The following is an 18,142-nucleotide window of genomic DNA, read 5'->3' as shown; positions in this document are numbered from 1 at the left end:
ACGATGCCTGCACGCGCCGCCCTCCTGCGCGACGGGATTCCGACATGAAGGCCTCCGCCTCGCTGCAGCTCGGCCAGCAGCTCCACCTGACCCCGCAGTTGCTGCAGTCCATTCGTCTGCTGCAGCTCGATGGCCAGCAACTGGAACTGGAAGTGCGCCGCGTGCTCGCGCACAACCCGATGCTCGAGCTCGATGAGGCGGCCCCCGCTGCGCCCGTCCCGACCGACGCCGACGCCATCCCCGACGGCCGAGTGGAAGTGGCCGCGTTCGACGAACTGCCCGACAGCACGATGTGGGAGGTCCGCGGCGCCAGTTGGAGCGGCGAGGACGACGGCCTGCAGCGGATGGCCGCCACCGAGTCCAGTGACCCGCATTGGCGGATCCTGCAGCGCCTGGCGCTGGAATTGCCGGATGCGCAGCTGGCGATCGCCGCGTTCTGGCTGACCCACTGCGACGAGGCCGGCTATCTGCTCGAGCCGCCCGACGCGCTCGCCACGCGCGCATCGGCCCAGTTGGACTGCTCGGCGGCACAGGCCGAAGCGGTGCGCCAGCGGCTGCTGACCGGCGACCCGGCCGGCATCGCCGCGCGCGACGTGCGCGAATGCCTGCTCGCACAGCTCGACGCCCTGCCCGGCCGCGTGCCCGGCCGCCCGCTGGCCCGACGCCTGGTCGAGGTCGCACTCGATCTGTTGGCCGCGCACGATATCGAGGCGATCGCCCGCCGTCTCGACCGCGCGGTCGAGGATGTCCACGAGGCGGTCGCGCTGGTGCGCGCACTCGACCCGCGCCCGGCGCAGGCCGACGCCCCCGTGTCCGACGACGCGGTGGTCCCCGACGTCGTGGTCTGGCATGCCGACGCCGGCTGGCGCGTCGCATTGAACCCCGTCACCACCCCGCGCGTGGCCATCAACGCCGGCTTTGAACGCATGCTCGCCGATGGCGGCGAGGCCGCCGCGCCGATGCGCGAGCTGCTGCAGGAGGCCCGCTGGTTCGCGCGTGGCCTGTCGATGCGCTACGACACGTTGCTGCGCACCGCGCGCGTGCTGGTCGAACGCCAGGCCGCGTTCCTGACCCGGGGTGAGGAAGCCATCGCGCCGCTGACTCTCAAGGAGGTCGCCGAGGCGATCGGCATGCACGAATCGACGGTGTCGCGGATCACGACCGGCAAGTACCTGCAGACGCCGCGCGGCACGATCGAGATGAAGCGGTTCTTCGCGGTGCGCCTGGAAGGCGCGGAGGTCTCCGGCGCCGCAGTCCGGGCGATGGTCCGGCGGCTGATCGAGGCCGAGCCGCGGCACCGCCCGCTGGCCGACGACGCGATCGCTGCCCTGCTCGCACGACAAGGCGTGCACATCGCGCGGCGGACGGTCGCCAAGTACCGCGAACAGCTCGACATTCCGCCCGCGCGTCTGCGCCGCGCACCGGCGTCCGCGCCATTGGCCCGAACGGCCTGAGACTGCCCATGGACAAGATCAAAGTACTGCTGGTCGATGACCACGACGGCTTCATCAACGCCGCACTGCGCCACCTGCGTCGGCTGGACTGGCTGGACGTGGTCGGCACCGCCGGCAACGGCCTGGAGGCGATCGCCCAATCCGAGGCGCTGCGCCCGGACGTGGTGTTGATGGACCTGGCGATGCCCGAGATGGGCGGCCTGCAGGCCGCTCGCTTGATCAAGGCGCAGGACGACCCGCCCTACATCGTGATCGCCAGCCACTTCGACGACGCCGAGCACCGCGAGCACGCCACGCGCGCCGGTGCCGACAACTTCGTCAGCAAGCTGTCCTACATCCAGGAAGTCATGCAGATCCTCGAAAGCCTGCGTCATCCGCAGGGCCAGCCCGGAGCGCAGCCGTGAGCGAGCCGCGCATCCTGGTCATCGACGCCGACGGCGACCGCGCCGAGCGGCTGTGCACGCTGCTCGAGTTCATGGACCTGCGCCCGCGCTGGGTCGCCGAACCCGGCGAGATCTCCGCCGCGCGTCACCGACCCAACGACTGGGTCGCGGTGCTGGTCGGCGACATCGCCGCCGACGATGCCGCCGCGTCTGCGTTCTTCGGCTGGCTGGGCCAGGCCGGGATCGCGCCGCCGGTGCTGCTGATCGACGGCGAGGCGCCGGCGTTCGCCGCCGCGCATGGCCTGCACGAGGCCGGCGTGTGGACGCTCGAATCGCCGCTGCGCCACGCCCAGCTCGAGAACCTGCTGCGCATCGCCAGCCTGCGGCGCATCGATGCCGACCGCCAGGCCGCAACCGACCAGGGCTTCGGGCCGACCGGCAGCAGCGAGCCGGTCCGGCGCCTGCGGCGGATGATCGACCAGGTGGCGCCGTTCGACACCACGGTGCTGGTGCTGGGCGAATCGGGCACCGGCAAGGAAGTCGCCGCACGCGCCATCCACCAGCGCTCGGCCCGCCGCGATGGTCCGTTCGTGGCGATCAACTGCGGCGCGATCCCGGCCGAACTGCTCGAAAGCGAGCTGTTCGGTCATGAGAAAGGCGCGTTCACCGGAGCGCTGTCGGCGCGCAAGGGCCGCTTCGAGATGGCCGAGGGCGGCACGCTGCTGCTCGACGAGATCGGCGACATGAGCCTGCCGATGCAGGTCAAGCTGCTGCGCGTGCTGCAGGAGCGTTGCTTCGAGCGCGTCGGCGGCAACCAGTCGATCCGCTGCGACGTGCGCGTGATCGCGGCGACCCACCGCGATCTCGAGGCGCGCATCGGCGAAGGCCAGTTCCGCGAGGACCTGTTCTACCGGCTCAACGTGTTCCCGATCGAGATGCCGTCGCTGCGCGAACGGCGCGACGACCTGCCCGAGCTGGTGGGCACGATCGCCAGCCAGCTGGCACGCAACGGCCGCGGCGAGATCCGCTTTTCGGCCGACACCCTCGACGCACTGGCCGGCTATGCGTGGCCGGGCAACGTGCGCGAGCTGAGCAACCTGGTCGAGCGTCTGGCGGTGCTCAATCCGGGGGGCATGGTGCGCGTGCAGGATCTGCCGCAGCGTTACCGCGAGCACCTGGTCGAGCCGTCACCGGCAATGCCCGTGGTGGCGCCGGCGGACACTCAAGCGCCCGCTGTCGCCGCAGAAACATGCGAACCGGCGCAGTTGCCCGAGGACGGACTGGACCTGCGCGATCACATGGCGCGGATCGAACTGGGCCTGATCCGCGAGGCGCTCGAGCGCAGCGACGGCGTCGTCGCGCACGCCGCGCAGTTGCTCGGCCTGCGGCGCACCACCCTGGCCGAGAAACTGCGCAAGTACGGCATCGAGCGCGAACTGGCCGCCTGAGCGGCCCGCAAGGCGCGGTCCGGGCACCCGATGACGAGCACTGCCGTCGCCGACGTCGTCGGCGCGCTTCGACCATCCGTGCGAGCGTCGTCGAACGCAAAGGGCGCCTGCGTCGCGTGCCCTGCGCGGCATCCTCGAGGACATCGCCTGCCGCCTGCGCCCCGGCCGCGCAGGCAGAACACGCAGCAGACGCGGCGCCGACGTTCCGGCGCCACCGCCGCCAAGCCTGCGGCACGCGACTTGCATCGTCCCGGCAGGATTCCGACACCCCGCCCCTCATGAGCCATTCGGTCAACTCGATCCTCTCGCAGATCCGCAGCTACCAGGGCCAGATGCCGGCCATGGCGCAGGCACGCGAGACGATCGCCGCCGACGCCGCGCGCTCGAATGCGATCCCGGTCCAGGGCCTGGGCGGCGTGCAGGCGCCGGGCGGCGTCGCCGGCGCGGCGACTCCGAGCTTCGGCGCGACGCTGCGCAACGCGATCGAGGGCGTGAACGCGGCGCAGCAGCGCAGCGGTGCATTGGTCCGGGCGTTCGAACTCGGCGAGCCCGGCGCGGACCTGGCCAAGGTGATGGTGGCCTCGCAGCAATCGCAGGTGGCGTTCCGCGCCACCGTGGAAGTGCGCAACCGACTGGTACAGGCGTACCAGGACGTCATGAACATGCCGCTGTGACGGCACCGGAGACCGACTGAGCCATGGCGATCCCGCTTCCCAAGGATGTCTTCAACGCCGACAAGGCTGGCGGCAAGGCGGTCGAGGTGCTCGACCGGCTGGAGAAGATGCAGCTCGCCCGTCGCCTGGGCAAGATGCTGCTGCTGGCCGCGGCCATCGCCGGTGGCCTGATCGTGTTCTTCTGGTCGCAGACCCCCGGCTACGTGCCGCTCTATGCCGGCCTCGACGCCAAGGCCACGGCCGAGGCCACCGATCTGCTGCGCACCGCGCAGATCCCGTTCCGCATCGACCAGGCGACCGGTGCGATCTCGGTGCCCGAGCAGAACGTGCACGACGCTCGCCTGAAGCTCGCCGGCTCCGGACTGACCGAGTCGGGCCGCCTGGGCTTCGAACTGATGGAGCGCGACCCGGGCTTTGGCGTCAGCCAGTTCGTCGAGACCGCGCGCTACCAGCACGCGCTGGAGACCGAACTGGTGCGCACAATTTCCGCGCTGCGCCCGGTGCGCGATGCCCGCGTGCACCTCGCCATTCCCAAGCCCAGCGCCTTCACCCGCCAGCGCGAGGCTGCCAGCGCCTCGGTGGTGCTCGAACTGCGCGGCGGCGCCAGTCTCGAGCGCGGCCAGGTCGACGCGATCGTGCACCTGGTCGCCTCCAGCATCCCCGATCTTGCGCCCGAGCGGGTCACCATCGTCGACCAGAACGGCCGCCTGCTCAGCGACAGCCGCCAGGATCCGGACGCGGCGATGAGCGCGCAGCAGTTCGAGCAGGCGCGGCGCCAGGAAACCTCGTTCAACCAGCGCATCCGCGAACTGCTCGAGCCGATGACCGGCGCCGGCCGGGTCAATGCCGAGGTCACCGTGGACATGGACTTCTCGGTCAGCGAGGAGGCGCGCGAGCTCTACAACGCCGAGCCGCCGAAGCTGCGCAGCGAACAGACCAGCGAGAACAGCGCGCCCGCAGGGACGCAAGGCATTCCCGGCGCGACCAGCAACCTGCCCGACACCGCCGCCAATCCGGCGCCGGTCGATGCGGCGGTGGCTGCGGCCGCGGGCAACGCGGGCGAATCGTCGCGCAGCGCGACGCGCAACTACGAGCTCGACCGCACCCTCAGCCACACCCGCCAGCCGGGCGGCCGGATCCGCCGGGTCACTGCCGCGGTACTGGTCGACCACGTGCCGCGCGCCGGCGCCGACGGCGCGACCACGTTGCAGCCCTTGACCGCAGCCGAACTGCAGCGCATCGAGGCGCTGGTACGCCAGGCGGTCGGCTTCGACGAGGCCCGCGGCGACGTGGTGTCGGTGATGAACGCGCCGTTCGTGCGCGAGACGCTCGACGATGTCGGCGCGCTGCCGTGGTGGCAGCAGCCGATGCTGCGCGACATCGCGCGGATCGCACTCGGTGCGCTGGTCGTGCTGGCGCTGCTGTTCGGCGTGGTGCGCCCGGCGGTGCGTCAGATCACCGGGCCGTCGGCGAAGCCCCGGCGCGCTGCCGACCCGGAGACGGCCGAGGTGGTGATGCTCGACGACGAGGCGCTGCCGGCGCTCGCCGACGACACCGCGCAGATCGGCGCGCTGTCGGGGCCGGCACATGCGCAGGCGACGATCGCGCTGCCGTCCGATGCCTATGAGGACCGCCTGCGGCAGGCCCGCGAAGCGGTGAAGACCGATTCCAAGCGCGTGGCGCAGGTGGTGAAGGGATGGCTGGGCGATGAAGCGACCACCTGATCTGGGCGACATGACCGGTGTCCAGCGCGCCGCGGTGCTGCTGCTCTCGCTTGGCGAGGCGGACGCGGCCGAGGTGCTCAAGCACATGGGCGCCAAGGAAGTGCAGAAACTCGGCCTGGCGATGGCGACCATGGGGCCGGTCAGCCGCGAGCAGGTCACCGGTGTGATGGACGACTTCCACGGCGCGTTGGAGCGGCAGACCTCGCTCGGCGTGGGCGCCGACGACTACATCCGCGCGGTGCTGGTGCAGGCGCTGGGCGCCGACAAGGCCGGCAGTCTGATCGACCGCATTCTGCTCGGGCGCAACACCACCGGCCTAGACACGCTCAAGTGGATGGATCCGCGCGCGATCGCCGACCTCGTGCGCCACGAGCATCCGCAGATCATCGCGATCGTGATGTCGCACCTCGACCCCGATCAGGCTGCCGATGCGCTCAAGCTGATGCCCGAGCGCACCCGCGCCGACGTGCTGCTGCGCATCGCCACGCTCGACGGCATCCCGCCCAATGCGCTCAACGAACTCAACGAGATCATGGAGCGGCAGTTCGCCGGCAACCAGAACCTGAAATCGTCAGCGGTCGGCGGGGTCAAGGTCGCGGCGAACATCCTCAACTTCATGGAATCGGGCCAGGACCAGGGCCTGCTGGGTGCGATCCGCAAGATCGACCCGCAGCTGTGCCAGCGCATCCAGGACCTGATGTTCGTGTTCGACGATCTGATCGAGCTCGACGACCGCGAGCTGCAGATCGTGCTGCGCGAAGTCTCCGGCGACCGTCTGGGCATCGCGCTGCGCGGCGCCGATCCGCGCGTGCGCGAGAAGATCACCCGCAACATGTCGCAACGCGCGGCCGAGATCCTGATCGAGGACATGGAGGCCCGCGGGCCGGTCCGGCTGTCGGACGTGGAGTCGGCGCAGAAGGAGATTCTGACGATCGTGCGCAGGCTTGCCGATGAGGGCGCACTGACGCTGGGCGGCGGCGGCAACGCCGAGGCGCTGGTATGAGCGGCGCGGTGCGCTGGCTGGCCCCGGCGCTCGACGCGAGCGCCGCCCCTGCGCCCGCGGCGGCCGAGGTCCCGGCCGAACTGCCCCGCCCGCCCTCGCTCGAGGAGATCCAGCGCATCCGCGACGACGCCCAGCGCGAAGGCCATGCCGAGGGCCTGGCCCAGGGGCGCGCCGAAGGCCTGGCGCAGGCGCAGGCGGAAATGCGCCGGCTGGCCGCGCAGATCGAGGGCATCCTCGACAACTTCTCGCGGCCGCTGGCGCGGCTGGAAAACGAAGTCGTCGCCGCGCTCGGCGAACTGGCCGTGCGCGTGGCCGGCGGCCTGGTCGGCCGCGCCTACGAGGCCGAGCCTGCGCTGTTGGCCGAACTGGTCGCCGAAGCCGTCGATGCGGTCGGCGGCGCGGCGCGCGAGGTCGAGGTGCGCCTGCATCCCGATGACATCGCCTCGCTGACGCCGTTGCTGGCGTTGCCGGACGAGACCCGCCTGGTCGCCGATCCGGCGCTGGCGCGCGGCGATCTGCGCGTGCATGCGCCCAGCGTGCGCATCGACGGCAGCCTCGAGGCGCGACTGCGCGGCGCGCTGGACACCGTGCTGCGTCGTGCCGGGACGCGCGGATGAGTGCTTCCCTTCCCCGCGCCGATCCCGCCGACTGGTTGGCCGCCCGCAACCTGCGGCTGGCCGCGCGCCTGGACACCACCGGGCCCGACCCGGCGGCCGGACGCGGGCTGATCCGCGAAGGCATTCTGCGCCGCGCGGTCGGGCTGACGCTCGAGGCGGTCGGCTGCGAGGCACCGATGGGCGCGACCTGCCGGGTCGAGGTCGCCGACGGGGGGTGGGTCGAAGCCGAGGTCGTCGGCTTCGCGGGCGAACGCACCTCGCTGATGCCCAGCGCCGAACTGCACGGCCTGCTGCCCAATGCCCGTGTCGTGCCGCTGCAGCGCCGCGGTGGCGTGGAGATCGGCGAAGGCCTGCTCGGCCGGGTGATCGACAGCGACGGCGTGCCGCTCGACGGCAAGGGCCCGATCCGCGCCGAGGGCACCGTCGGCATGGCCGGTGTATCGATCAACCCGCTGGCGCGCGAACCGATCACCCAGCCGCTGGACGTGGGCGTGCGCGCGATCAACGCGCTGCTGCCGATCGGCCGCGGCCAGCGCGTGGGCCTGTTCGCCGGCTCGGGCGTCGGCAAATCGACGCTGCTGGGCATGATGACCCGCTTCACCTCGGCCGATGTGATCGTGGTCGGCCTGATCGGCGAGCGCGGCCGCGAGGTGCGCGACTTCGTCGAGACCACGCTCGGCGAGGACGGGCTCAGACGTGCGGTCGTGGTCGCCGCCCCGGCCGACCGACCGCCGCTGGCGCGCCTGCACGGTGCCTATCGCGCGACCGCGATCGCCGAGTGGTTCCGCGACCAGGGCCTCAACGTGCTGCTGCTGATGGACTCGTTGACCCGCTTCGCCCAGGCCCAGCGCGAGATCGGGCTGTCGGTCGGCGAGCCGCCGACCACGCGCGGCTATCCGCCCTCGGTGTTCGCCAAGCTGCCGGCCCTGGTCGAGCGCGCCGGCAACGGCGCCAAGGGCCGCGGCTCGATCACGGCGTTCTACACCGTGCTGACCGAGGGCGACGATCCACAGGACCCGATCGCCGATGCCGCCCGCGCGATTCTCGACGGCCACATTCTGCTCTCGCGCCGGATCGCCGACGCCGGCCTGTATCCGGCGATCGACGTCGAGTCGTCGGTCAGCCGCGTGGTCACCGAGATCGCCGATGTCGACTGGCGCGACCGCATCCGCGCACTCAAGCGCCTGGTCAGCGCCTACAACGCCAACCGCGACCTGATTGCCATCGGCGCCTACCAGCGCGGCGGCGACCCGGCCGTCGACGAGGCACTGGCGCGCTGGCCCGAGATCGTCGGCTTCCTGGGCCAGGACATCGCCCGCGCCGCCGACCTGCACCACAGCCGAGAGGCACTCGAACGCCTGCTGCAACCCGAGGAATCCGCCGCATGAAACAGTCCCGACGCATCGATCCGCTGCTCAGCCGCGCCCAGGACCACGAGGATGCCGCGGCGCGCGTGCTCGCCCAGCGCCAGTCCTCGCTCGACGAGCACGAGGCCCGCCTGGCCGAACTGCGCCGCTATGCCGACGAGTACGCGCACAGCCAGCTCGCGGCGACCAGCCCGGCCCAACTCGCCAACCGCCGCGCTTTTCTTGAGCGGTTGGAGAGCGCCGTCGAGCAGCAGAGCCGCACGGTCGATCAGAGCCGGCAGACGGTCGAGCTCGAGCGTGGCCGGCTGCTGCTGGCCAGTCGCGACAAGCAGGTGCTCGAGCAACTGGCCGCCAGTTATCGCGCGCAGGAGCGCCAGGTCGACGAGCGTCGCTCGCAGCGCGAACTCGACGACCTGGGCGCGCGTCGCGTGCGCCTTGCCGCGGCCGAGGGCCAGGACGCATGACCCCACTGGTGGCCACCGCGACCACCGGCATCGGCGCGACATCCGCGGCCGCACGCGGTCCCGGCGCGTCGCCCAGCCCCGCCGGCAGCGAGGACGGATTCGCCCGCGCGCTCGAGCGGCGACAGGCACAGCGCAGTGCCGACGCCTCGGCGCAGCGGCGCGGCCCGCAGGCGCGGAGCGACGACCGCGCTTCTGACGAGATCGATGCCGCGGCGTCACCCGACACCGCACCAGCGCCCGAAGACCGCGAATCGGCTGCCGCGACCGGCCCCCAGCCACTGCCTGTCGAGCCGATGCCGTGGCCGCCCGCAGGCCTGGCCGGGCTGCCGGGACTGGCTGCGGTGCCGCTTGCCGAACCGCCTGTCGAGACCGCCGCCGTGCCGGAGACCTTGAGCCCGCCCCAGGCATCGGCGAGCCCCGCAGTTGCGACGGCGGCCGTGCCCCGCATGCCCGCGCTCGCGCTGTCGCCCGATGCTGCGTCCGGCGACGAGGCTGCGCTCGCGACCGTCGCCGCCGCCGACATCGCCGCAGCATTACCGGCCGGCGAGCCCGCGCCCGATCCCGGCGAGGCCCCGGCGCCGATCGCATTCGCCCTGCCGGGCGCCCCCGCGGCGGCTGTACGCGCCCCGCCACCGCTGCTCGATGCGCCACTGCCGACGCCCGATCTCCATGGCGGAGAGTTCGAGGACCAGCTGGGCGCGCAGCTCGAATGGATGGCCGGCCAGAAGATCGGCCATGCCCGCATCCGCGTCACGCCCCAGGACCTGGGTCCGATCGAGGTGCGTCTGCAGCTCGACGGCGACCGGATCGCCGCCGACTTCGTCAGTCCGCACGCACAGACCCGCGATGCGCTCGAACAGGGCCTGCCGCGGCTGCGCGACCTGCTCGGCGAACACGGCTTCCAGCTCGCGCACGCCGGCGTCGGCCACGATGGCGGCTCGGACGCACGCGACGGAATGTCGTCGCCGGCCGGGCACCCGACAGCCGCTTCCCGGCAGGATCACGGTCCCGAGACACTGCCGACGCCCGCCCCGACGACCCGGCGGATCGGCCTGCTCGACGCTTACGCCTAGGCGAGGCGTCGATCCCGCGATGGCCTTTGGTGGCGGCGCAGCGCGCCACGGCGGGCGCGCGTTGCCATCGTCCGACCCTCCGGCACGGCCACGCGCACGCCGCGCGACGATCCACCGTCGCCAGAACGGCACGGCGATTGCATCGCAACGCAGGCATTCCTTTTCGGACCCGCCCCGTGGCCGCCGCTGCCGATCCCCAACCCAAGTCTCCTCCCAAGAAGCGGCGCAAGCTGCTGTGGCCGATCCTCGGCGGCCTCGTGCTGCTTGCCTTGGCGGCCGCCGGCGGCGCCGCGGCGCTGCATCTGCGCAACAACCCGGGCCCGCCGAAACCCGTGCTGCCGGCGCAGGCCCAGTACCTGCCGATGGCGCCGCCGTTCGTCGTCAACCTCGGCGACGACAGCGAGGGGCCGCGCTACCTGCAGGTCGAAGTGCAGTTGGTCACCCGCGATCCGCTCGATGTCGCCCAGCTCCAGCACCACGAGCCGGCGCTGCGCGCACGGCTGCTGATGCTGTTCTCGCAGCAGACCGCCGGCACCGTGGCCACGCGGCAGGGCAAGGAGGCGCTGCGCGCGCAGGCGTTGAGCGAGGTGCAGACGCTGATGACCGAGGAAACCGGCAAACCGCGCGCCGAAGCGCTGCTGTTCACCAGTTTCGTGACTCAGTGAGGCGAGCGGCATGAATCCCAACGACCTGCTGTCGCAGGACGAGATCGACGCGCTGCTGCACGGCGTCGACTCGGGCGCGGTGGACACCGAGCCGCAGGCCGATCCGGGCGAGGCGCGGACCTACGACTTCGCCAGCCAGGACCGCATCATCCGCGGGCGCATGCCCACGCTGGAGATGGTCAACGAGCGCTTCGTGCGGCTGTGGCGGATCGGCCTGTTCAACCTGATCCGCCGCTCGGCCGACCTGTCGGTGCGCGGCATCGACCTGATCAAGTTCGGCGACTACCTGCACCAGCTCTATGTGCCGACCAACCTCAACCTGATCAAGTTCAAGCCGCTGCGCGGCACCGGCCTGATCGTGTTCGAGCCCAAGCTGGTGTTCGCCGTCGTCGACAACTTCTTCGGCGGCGACGGCCGCTACCCGACCCGCATCGAAGGCCGGGAATTCACCCCGACCGAGATGCGGGTGATCCAGCTGATGCTGCGCCAGACCTTCGCCGACATGGCCGAGGCCTGGGCACCGGTGCTGGATGTGGAGTGCGAGTACATCAACTCCGAGATCAACCCGCACTTCGCCAACATCGTCACGCCGCGCGAGTACGTGGTGGTGAGCCGCTTCCACGTCGAACTGGAAGGCGGCGGCGGCGAGATCCACATCACCCTGCCCTACTCGATGCTCGAGCCGATCCGCGAACTGCTCGATGCCGGCATCCAGAGCGACCGCGTCGACCGCGACGAAAGCTGGAACGTGTCGATGCGCGAGCAGCTGATGTCGGCCGAGGTCACGGTGTCGAGCATCCTGGCCAAGCGCACGATCGACCTGCGCCGCCTGACCCGATTGAAGGTCGGCGACATCCTGCCGATCGAGCTGCCTGAAGAAGTGCCGATCTGCGTGGAAGACATCCCGGTCTTCACCGGCCGCTTCGGCACCGCCGGCGGTTGCAATGTGGTGAAGATCACCGACACACGCCCGCCCGGCACCCCATCGCCCCGCCCCGCCCCCGTCCAGGACCTGCCCGCATGAATCCCCAGGATCCCGCCGCATCCGCAGCCGAGCCCGCACGCTTCGATGACCTGCGCGCCGAGCGCGCCGACGATGCCGCCGACCTCAATCTCGACGTCATCCTCGACGTGCCGGTTGCGCTGTCATTGGAAGTCGGCCGCACGCGCATGCCGATCCGCAACCTGCTGCAGCTCAACCGCGGTTCGGTGGTCGAGCTGGAGCGCGGCGCCGGCGAGCCGCTCGATGTCTACGTCAACGGCACGCTGATCGCGCATGGCGAGGTCGTCGTCATCAACGACCGCTTCGGCGTGCGCCTGACTGACGTCGTCAGCCCCAGCGAACGGATCCGGAGACTGCGGTGATCGTCGCAGGCGCCTTTCCCGCTGCCGCGGCGACCGGTCGGGCCGCGGCCCTGTCGGCAGCGCCCGAGGCGGCAACGGCGGCGCCGGTGCCCAGTGTCGTCAGCGCCGCCCCCACTGGGACGGACACCGTGCCAGTCGCGTCGGCGACGGCCGTCGAAGCTGCGGTCGTGGCGCCTGCTGTCGCGACGCCCGTCGCCAGCCTCGGCCAGCCGACACCGATGCCGATCGGCAGTCATGCACCGCAGGCGCCGGGCCTGGGCGGCGCGTTCGTCGCGCTGGTGCTGGTGCTCGGGCTGATCCTCGGCCTGGCCTGGCTGCTCAAGCGCCTGCCCGGCAGCGGCCTGCGCCAGGCCGACGGCCTGCGGGTGGTCGCCAGCATTCCACTCGGCGGCAAGGAGCGCGCCGCGGTGCTGCAGGTCGGCGGCGAGCAGTTGCTGGTCGGCATCGGCGCCGGCGGCGTGCGCACGCTGCACGTGCTGCCCGCACCGCTGGCCGAGGCACCGCCGCTGGCGATGCCGACGCTCAAGTCGCTTCCCGATTTCAGGCAGCTGCTCGCCCAGCGGCTGCGCAAGGACCCCTGATATGTCCCGTCATTCCCGCTTGCTCGTGCGCTTGGCCGGCGCGCTGTGCCTGCTGCTGCCGGTGCTGGCACTCGCTGCCCCGGCGATCGCGCCGCAACTGCCGGCATTGCCCGATGTGACCGTCGGCCAGATCGGCGATGCGCCGGTGAGCCTACCGCTGCAGACCCTGCTGTTGATGACGGCGATCACGCTGATCCCGTCGATGCTGCTGGTGCTGACCGCCTTCACCCGCATCATCGTGGTGCTCGCGCTGCTGCGCCAGGCGCTGGGCACCGGCCAGACGCCGTCCAACCAGGTGCTCGTCGGCCTGGCGCTGTTTCTCACCGCGCTGGTGATGACGCCGGTCTGGGAATCGGCCTGGAATGCGGGCTTTGGGCCCTATCTCGACGGCCGCATCGATTTCCGCACCGCGTGGGACCTGGGCACCGCACCGCTGCGCGGCTTCATGCTGGCGCAGGTGCGCGAGACCGATCTGATGACCTTCGCCGGCCTCGCCGGACACGGCACCTATGCCGGCCCCGACGAGGTGCCGTTCCAGGTGCTGGTCGCCTCGTTCGTGACCAGCGAGCTCAAGACCGCGTTCGAGATCGGGTTCCTGATCTTCATCCCCTTCATCATCATCGACCTGGTCGTGGCCAGCGTGCTGATGTCGATGGGCATGATGATGCTCTCGCCGATGCTGGTCTCCGCGCCGTTCAAGATCCTGCTGTTCGTGCTCGTGGACGGCTGGGTGCTGACGGTCGGCACGCTGGCGGCCAGTTTCAACACGCCATGACCCCCGAACTCGCCCTCACCGAGTTGCGCCGCGGCCTCGAAGTCGCGCTGTGGGTCGGCGGCCCGCTGCTGGCCACCGTGCTGGTGGTCGGCGTCGTGGTCGGCGTGCTGCAGGCCGCCACCCAGATCAACGAGCCGACGATCGCATTCGTCGCCAAGGCGGTCGCACTGACCGCCGCGCTGTTCGCGCTCGGCGCGTTCCTGATCGGCTATCTCGTCGACTACACGACGACGTTGTTCCACAGCATCCCGCATCTGATCGGCTGATCGCGGCGATGCGCGCAGGCCCCCGCTGATGGATGCCGCCACCCAGATGGCGATCGATGGCCAGGCGGCCTTCGGCATGATCGGTGCACTGCTGTGGACCGCACTGCGGGTGGGCGCGCTGCTGATGGCGATGCCGATGATCGGCACGCGTGCGCTGCCGGCGCGGATCCGGGTGATGGTCGCGCTGGCGATGAGCCTGGCGTTGGCGCCGATCCTGCCTGCACCGCCGGCCTGGACCGGCTTCGACGCTGCCACCGTGCTGTCGATCGCCCGTGAGCTCGCGGTCGGGGCTGCGATGGGGTTCATGCTGCGGCTGGTGTTCGAGGCCGGCGCGCTGGCCGGCGAGTTGATCTCGCAGGGCACCGGCCTGTCATTCGCACAGATGAGCGACCCGATGCGCGGGGTCAACTCCGGCATCATCAGCCAGTGGTTCTATCTGGCCTTCGGCCTGCTGTTCTTCGCCGCCAACGGCCACCTCGCGCTGGTCGCGCTGCTCGTGCGCAGCTACGAGGCGCTGCCGATCGGCACGGCGTTGCCCGAGCTCGAGGCCACGTTGCGCGTCGCCCCCGAGTTCTTCGCGCTGGTGCTGCGCGGCGCGGTCTCGCTGGCGCTGCCGGTCATGGTCGCGATGCTTGCGGTCAATCTCGCGTTCGGTGTGCTGTCGCGCGCCGCGCCGGCGCTCAATCCGATCCAGCTCGGCCTGCCGATCTCGGTGCTCGTGGGCCTGCTGCTGATCGCGGTGCTGGCCGGGGAACTGGGCCCACCGATCCAGCGGCTGTTCGACCTGGCCTTCGACGCCGCCGCACGGGTGCCGCTGGGGCGTTGAGGCCGCGCCGAGCGTCAGGGCATCGCCCGCGCGGCATGTGACTTGCAGCGTACAGCCTGTCACCCGCGATGCCGGCAACGATGGCCGAGAACGAAGACGGTCAGGAAAAGACCGAACAGCCCAGCGAAAAACGACTGCGCGAGGCGCGCGAGAAGGGCAACGTCCCGCGCTCGCGCGAATTGTCGACCGTGGCGGTGTTCGGCGCGGGCGTGTGCATGCTGCTGGCCACCGGTGGCGGCCTGTCGGCACGCGCGCTCGATTGGATGCGTGCAGCGCTGACCCCGGACCTGGCGATGCTCGAATCGCCGCAGATGCTGTTCGGCCATGCCGGTCAGCTGATGCTCGGCTTCCTGTGGCTGCTGGCGCCGCTGCTGCTGGTGCTGCTGCTCGCCTGTCTGGTCGCACCGGCGCTGATGGGCGGATTCAACGCCTCGACCAAGGGACTGGTGCCCGATCTGAAAAAGCTCAACCCGCTGGCCGGCCTCAAGCGCATCTACGGGCCCGAGGGTGCGGCCGAACTGCTCAAATCGCTGTTGCGCGTGGCCCTGGTCGGCACCGCGGCCGCGCTGTTCCTGTGGCCCGGCCTGCATCGCCTGCGCAGCATGCTCGACCAGCCGCTGGAGGCGGCCGCCGGTGCCGGCCTCGGCTTCGCGCTGTGGATGCTGATGGCGACCTCCGCGGCCTTGCTGCTGCTGGCGTTGCTCGATGCGCCGTACCAGAAATGGAACTGGCGCCGGAAGCTGAAGATGACGCGGCAGGAACTGCGCGAGGAGATGAAGGAAAGCGAGGGCCGGCCGGAGGTCAAGGGCCGCATCCGCCAGATGCAGCAACAGCTCTCGCAGCGGCGGATGATGGAAGACCTGCCCGGTGCCGACGTGATCGTGGTCAATCCCACGCATTACGCGGTCGCGCTCAAGTACGAGGGCGAGGCGATGCGCGCGCCGAAGGTGATCGCCAAGGGCGTGGACGAAATGGCACTGCGCATCCGCGCGGTCGGCGAGCAGCACCGCATCGCGCTGGTCGCCGCACCGCCCCTGGCACGGGTCTTGTATCGGGAGGCGCAGATCGGTCAGGAAATCCCCGTGAAGCTCTACGCCGCCGTCGCCCAGGTGCTGTCCTACGTGTACCAGCTGCGCAGTTGGGCGCCGGGCCAGCCCTACCCGGAACTGTCGGCGGTCGACGTCGATGAGGACGCGACCGGCCGGGGGGCGCAGCGGTGAGCGCGGTGATGCAGTCCGGCCCCAAGCGCCTGTTCGACATGCTGCGCCACGGACTGGGAGCGCCGTTGCTGGTGCTGGCGCTGCTGGCGATGGTCGTGGTGCCGTTGCCGCCGTTCGCGCTCGACGTGCTCTTCAGCTTCAACATCGCGATCTCGCTGGTGGTGCTGCTGGCGGTGGTCTACGTGCAGCGCCCGCTGGACTTCAGCATCTTCCCGATCGTGCTGCTGATGACCACGATGCTGCGCCTGGCGCTGAACGTGGCCTCCACGCGCGTGATCCTGCTGCATGGTCAGAACGGCCCGGGCGCAGCCGGCAATGTGATCGAGTCGTTCGGCGAGTTCGTCGTCGGCGGCAATTTCGCGGTCGGCATCGTCGCGTTCGCGATCCTGACGATCATCAACTTCATGGTCATCACCAAGGGTGCGGGCCGGGTCTCGGAAGTCACCGCGCGCTTCATCCTCGATGCGATGCCCGGCAAGCAGATGGCGATCGACGCCGACCTCAATGCCGGCCTGTTGACCCGCGAGGACGCCAAGGCGCGGCGCGAGGAAGTCCGCCAGGAAGCCGACTTCTACGGCGCGATGGACGGCGCCAGCAAGTTCATCCGCGGCGATGCGATCGCCGGCATCCTGATCCTGTTCGTGACGATCATCGGCGGCCTGGCGATCGGCATGCTCCAGCACGGCATGCCGTTCGGCGATGCGGCGGCGACCTACACCCTGCTGTCGATCGGCGACGGCCTGGTGTCGCAGTTGCCGTCGCTGCTGGTGTCCTCGGCGGTCGCGCTCTTGGTCACCCGCGCTTCGCGCGCCCAGGACATGGGCGGCGCGGTGACCGGGCAGGTGTTCGGCCAGTACCGGGCGTTGTCGATCGCGGCGGTCATCCTGCTGGTGGTCGGGCTGGTGCCCGGCATGCCGAACCTAGCCTTCCTGACCTTGGCCGCACTGGTCGGCTATGGCGCCTGGACGATGCGCAAGCGCAGCCTGGCGGCCGAACGCGCCGCAGCCGCGCCCGACGCCGCGCTGCCCGCGCCCGAACAGGCCGCCAATGCGGAACTGGGCTGGGACGACCTGCGCCCGGTCGATCCGCTCGGCCTGGAGGTCGGTTATCGGCTGATTCCGTTGGTGGACAAGGCCCAGGGCGGCGAACTGATGGCGCGGATCAAGGCCGTGCGTCGCAAGCTCACCCAGGACATCGGCTTTCTGATTCCGCCGGTGCACATCCGCGACAACCTCGAACTGTCGCCCACCGCCTACCGACTGCTGGTCCACGGTGTGCCGGTGGCGACTGCCGAGGTGCATCCCGACCGTCTGTTGGCGCTCGACCCCGGTGGCGCGCTGCAGCCGATCGAGGGCATTCCGGGCAAGGACCCGGCGTTCGGGCTCGACGCCCTGTGGATCCTGCCGATCCAGCGCGCCCAGGCCGAAGCCGCGGGCTACACCGTGGTCGATCCGGCGACCGTGGTCGCGACCCATCTCTCGCACCTGGTCCGCGAACAGGCGCCCGAACTGCTCGGGCACGAGGAAGTCCAGCAACTGCTGGCGACCCTGGCGCGCAGCGCGCCCAAGCTCGCCGAGGACCTCACACCCAAGGCGCTGCCGCTGGCGGTGGTGGTCCGGGTGCTGCAGAACCTGCTGGTCGAGCGCATCCCGGTCCGGCAGTTGCGCCGCATCGCCGAGGCGCTGGTCGAGCACGCCGCGCACACCCAGGACCCCGGTCAACTCACGGCCGCGGTCCGCACCGCGCTGGGCCGCTTCATCGTCCAGGAGATTGCCGGCCCGGCGCCCGAGTTGCCGGTCTACACGCTGGCGCCCGCGCTGGAACGCGTCTTGCAGGATTCCGCGCAAGGGACCGGCGCTGCGCTGGAGCCGGGCCTGGCCGAACGTCTGCAGCAGAGCCTGGCCGATTGCGCCGGCCAACAGGAGGCCAGGAACGAACCGGCGGTGGTGCTGGTCCCCGGCCAGGTCCGCGCCGCGCTCGCGCGCCTGGTCCGGCACAGCGTCCCGACCCTGTCGGTGCTGGCCTACACCGAAGTCCCCGAAGACAAGCGGCTCAAGTTGCTGGGGACGATCAGTTGAAGCGCGGGACTTGGTTGTAGGGACTGGGGACTGGTGAACGCAGGGCCCCGCCACGGAGAACGCACGATGCACGCACGACACCCCAGCGCCCCCCAAGGCCGCCCCGACCGGCGCAGTGCCCTCGCCTGCGCCAGACCGCACGCCCCATTCCTCATCTCC

At 70.9% G+C, this 18,142-nt stretch carries 19 protein-coding genes; all 19 read left to right on the top strand.

The genetic code is table 11. From position 1 onward, the window contains the following. Positions 1 to 44 precede the first annotated feature (44 nt). The 19 genes from rpoN to flhA all read left to right on the top strand — a co-directional run bounded on the left by rpoN (position 45) and on the right by flhA (position 17,983). Positions 45 to 1,454: an RNA polymerase factor sigma-54 gene (gene rpoN, locus FHW73_RS11685; protein ID WP_183426895.1), complete on the top strand. Its 1,410-nt coding sequence runs from the start codon at positions 45 to 47 to the stop codon at positions 1,452 to 1,454. 8 nt (positions 1,455 to 1,462) lie between these two features. Beyond that, complete coding sequence (locus tag FHW73_RS11680) at positions 1,463 to 1,858, top strand: response regulator transcription factor (protein WP_183426894.1); 396 nt, start codon at positions 1,463 to 1,465, stop codon at positions 1,856 to 1,858. Then, positions 1,855 to 3,285: a sigma-54 dependent transcriptional regulator gene (locus FHW73_RS11675; protein WP_183426893.1), complete on the top strand. Its 1,431-nt coding sequence runs from the start codon at positions 1,855 to 1,857 to the stop codon at positions 3,283 to 3,285. The genes FHW73_RS11680 and FHW73_RS11675 overlap by 4 nt, the downstream gene beginning before the upstream one ends. A 278-nt stretch (positions 3,286 to 3,563) precedes the next feature. Beyond that, positions 3,564 to 3,959: a flagellar hook-basal body complex protein FliE gene (fliE, locus tag FHW73_RS11670; protein ID WP_183426892.1), complete on the top strand. Its 396-nt coding sequence runs from the start codon at positions 3,564 to 3,566 to the stop codon at positions 3,957 to 3,959. A 23-nt stretch (positions 3,960 to 3,982) separates the two neighbouring features. Next, the gene (gene fliF / locus FHW73_RS11665; RefSeq protein ID WP_183426891.1) at positions 3,983 to 5,683 is read left to right on the top strand and encodes a flagellar basal-body MS-ring/collar protein FliF; all 1,701 of its coding nucleotides are present in this window, start codon (positions 3,983 to 3,985) and stop codon (positions 5,681 to 5,683) included. A 10-nt stretch (positions 5,684 to 5,693) separates the two neighbouring features. Further along, positions 5,694 to 6,686, top strand: a complete 993-nt coding sequence (fliG, locus tag FHW73_RS11660; protein WP_183427103.1) for a flagellar motor switch protein FliG — start codon at positions 5,694 to 5,696, stop codon at positions 6,684 to 6,686. Beyond that, entirely contained in the window at positions 6,683 to 7,303 is a 621-nt protein-coding gene (locus FHW73_RS11655; RefSeq protein ID WP_183426890.1) for a FliH/SctL family protein, read from the top strand. Before fliG ends, FHW73_RS11655 begins: the two co-directional genes overlap by 4 nt. Then, positions 7,300 to 8,691: a FliI/YscN family ATPase gene (locus tag FHW73_RS11650; RefSeq protein ID WP_183426889.1), complete on the top strand. Its 1,392-nt coding sequence runs from the start codon at positions 7,300 to 7,302 to the stop codon at positions 8,689 to 8,691. The genes FHW73_RS11655 and FHW73_RS11650 overlap by 4 nt, the downstream gene beginning before the upstream one ends. Further along, positions 8,688 to 9,134: a flagellar export protein FliJ gene (gene fliJ, locus FHW73_RS11645; protein ID WP_183426888.1), complete on the top strand. Its 447-nt coding sequence runs from the start codon at positions 8,688 to 8,690 to the stop codon at positions 9,132 to 9,134. The genes FHW73_RS11650 and fliJ overlap by 4 nt, the downstream gene beginning before the upstream one ends. Next, positions 9,131 to 10,207, top strand: a complete 1,077-nt coding sequence (locus FHW73_RS11640; RefSeq protein WP_183426887.1) for a flagellar hook-length control protein FliK — start codon at positions 9,131 to 9,133, stop codon at positions 10,205 to 10,207. The genes fliJ and FHW73_RS11640 overlap by 4 nt, the downstream gene beginning before the upstream one ends. 176 nt (positions 10,208 to 10,383) lie before the next feature. Then, entirely contained in the window at positions 10,384 to 10,872 is a 489-nt protein-coding gene (locus FHW73_RS11635) for a flagellar basal body-associated FliL family protein (protein ID WP_337245272.1), read from the top strand. 10 nt (positions 10,873 to 10,882) lie between these two features. Then, positions 10,883 to 11,896, top strand: coding sequence for a flagellar motor switch protein FliM (gene fliM / locus FHW73_RS11630; RefSeq protein ID WP_183426886.1), 1,014 nt, complete (start codon positions 10,883 to 10,885; stop codon positions 11,894 to 11,896). Further along, positions 11,893 to 12,237, top strand: a complete 345-nt coding sequence (fliN, locus tag FHW73_RS11625) for a flagellar motor switch protein FliN (RefSeq protein WP_183426885.1) — start codon at positions 11,893 to 11,895, stop codon at positions 12,235 to 12,237. Before fliM ends, fliN begins: the two co-directional genes overlap by 4 nt. Before the next feature lie 218 nt (positions 12,238 to 12,455). Next, positions 12,456 to 12,818, top strand: coding sequence for a flagellar biosynthetic protein FliO (gene fliO / locus FHW73_RS11620; RefSeq protein ID WP_183427101.1), 363 nt, complete (start codon positions 12,456 to 12,458; stop codon positions 12,816 to 12,818). Position 12,819: 1 nt separating this feature from the next. Next, a complete protein-coding gene (gene fliP, locus FHW73_RS11615; protein ID WP_183426884.1) occupies positions 12,820 to 13,593 on the top strand; it encodes a flagellar type III secretion system pore protein FliP in 774 nt (257 codons plus the stop codon). After that, positions 13,590 to 13,859, top strand: coding sequence for a flagellar biosynthetic protein FliQ (locus FHW73_RS11610; protein ID WP_183426883.1), 270 nt, complete (start codon positions 13,590 to 13,592; stop codon positions 13,857 to 13,859). Before fliP ends, FHW73_RS11610 begins: the two co-directional genes overlap by 4 nt. A gap of 28 nt (positions 13,860 to 13,887) precedes the next feature. Further along, on the top strand, positions 13,888 to 14,685 hold the full coding sequence (gene fliR, locus FHW73_RS11605; RefSeq protein WP_183426882.1) for a flagellar biosynthetic protein FliR: 798 nt from the start codon (positions 13,888 to 13,890) through the stop codon (positions 14,683 to 14,685). Between the two features lie 80 nt (positions 14,686 to 14,765). Next, on the top strand, positions 14,766 to 15,905 hold the full coding sequence (flhB, locus tag FHW73_RS11600; protein ID WP_183426881.1) for a flagellar biosynthesis protein FlhB: 1,140 nt from the start codon (positions 14,766 to 14,768) through the stop codon (positions 15,903 to 15,905). Positions 15,906 to 15,913: 8 nt separating this feature from the next. Beyond that, positions 15,914 to 17,983, top strand: a complete 2,070-nt coding sequence (gene flhA / locus FHW73_RS11595) for a flagellar biosynthesis protein FlhA (protein ID WP_183426880.1) — start codon at positions 15,914 to 15,916, stop codon at positions 17,981 to 17,983. The last annotated feature ends 159 nt before the right edge of the window (positions 17,984 to 18,142 follow it).

Source organism: Luteimonas sp. RC10, from assembly GCF_014192745.1.
Classification (GTDB): domain Bacteria; phylum Pseudomonadota; class Gammaproteobacteria; order Xanthomonadales; family Xanthomonadaceae; genus Luteimonas.
The sequence above is the reverse complement of the archived record's forward strand: the minus strand, read 5'-3'. Positions and strand labels throughout refer to the sequence as shown.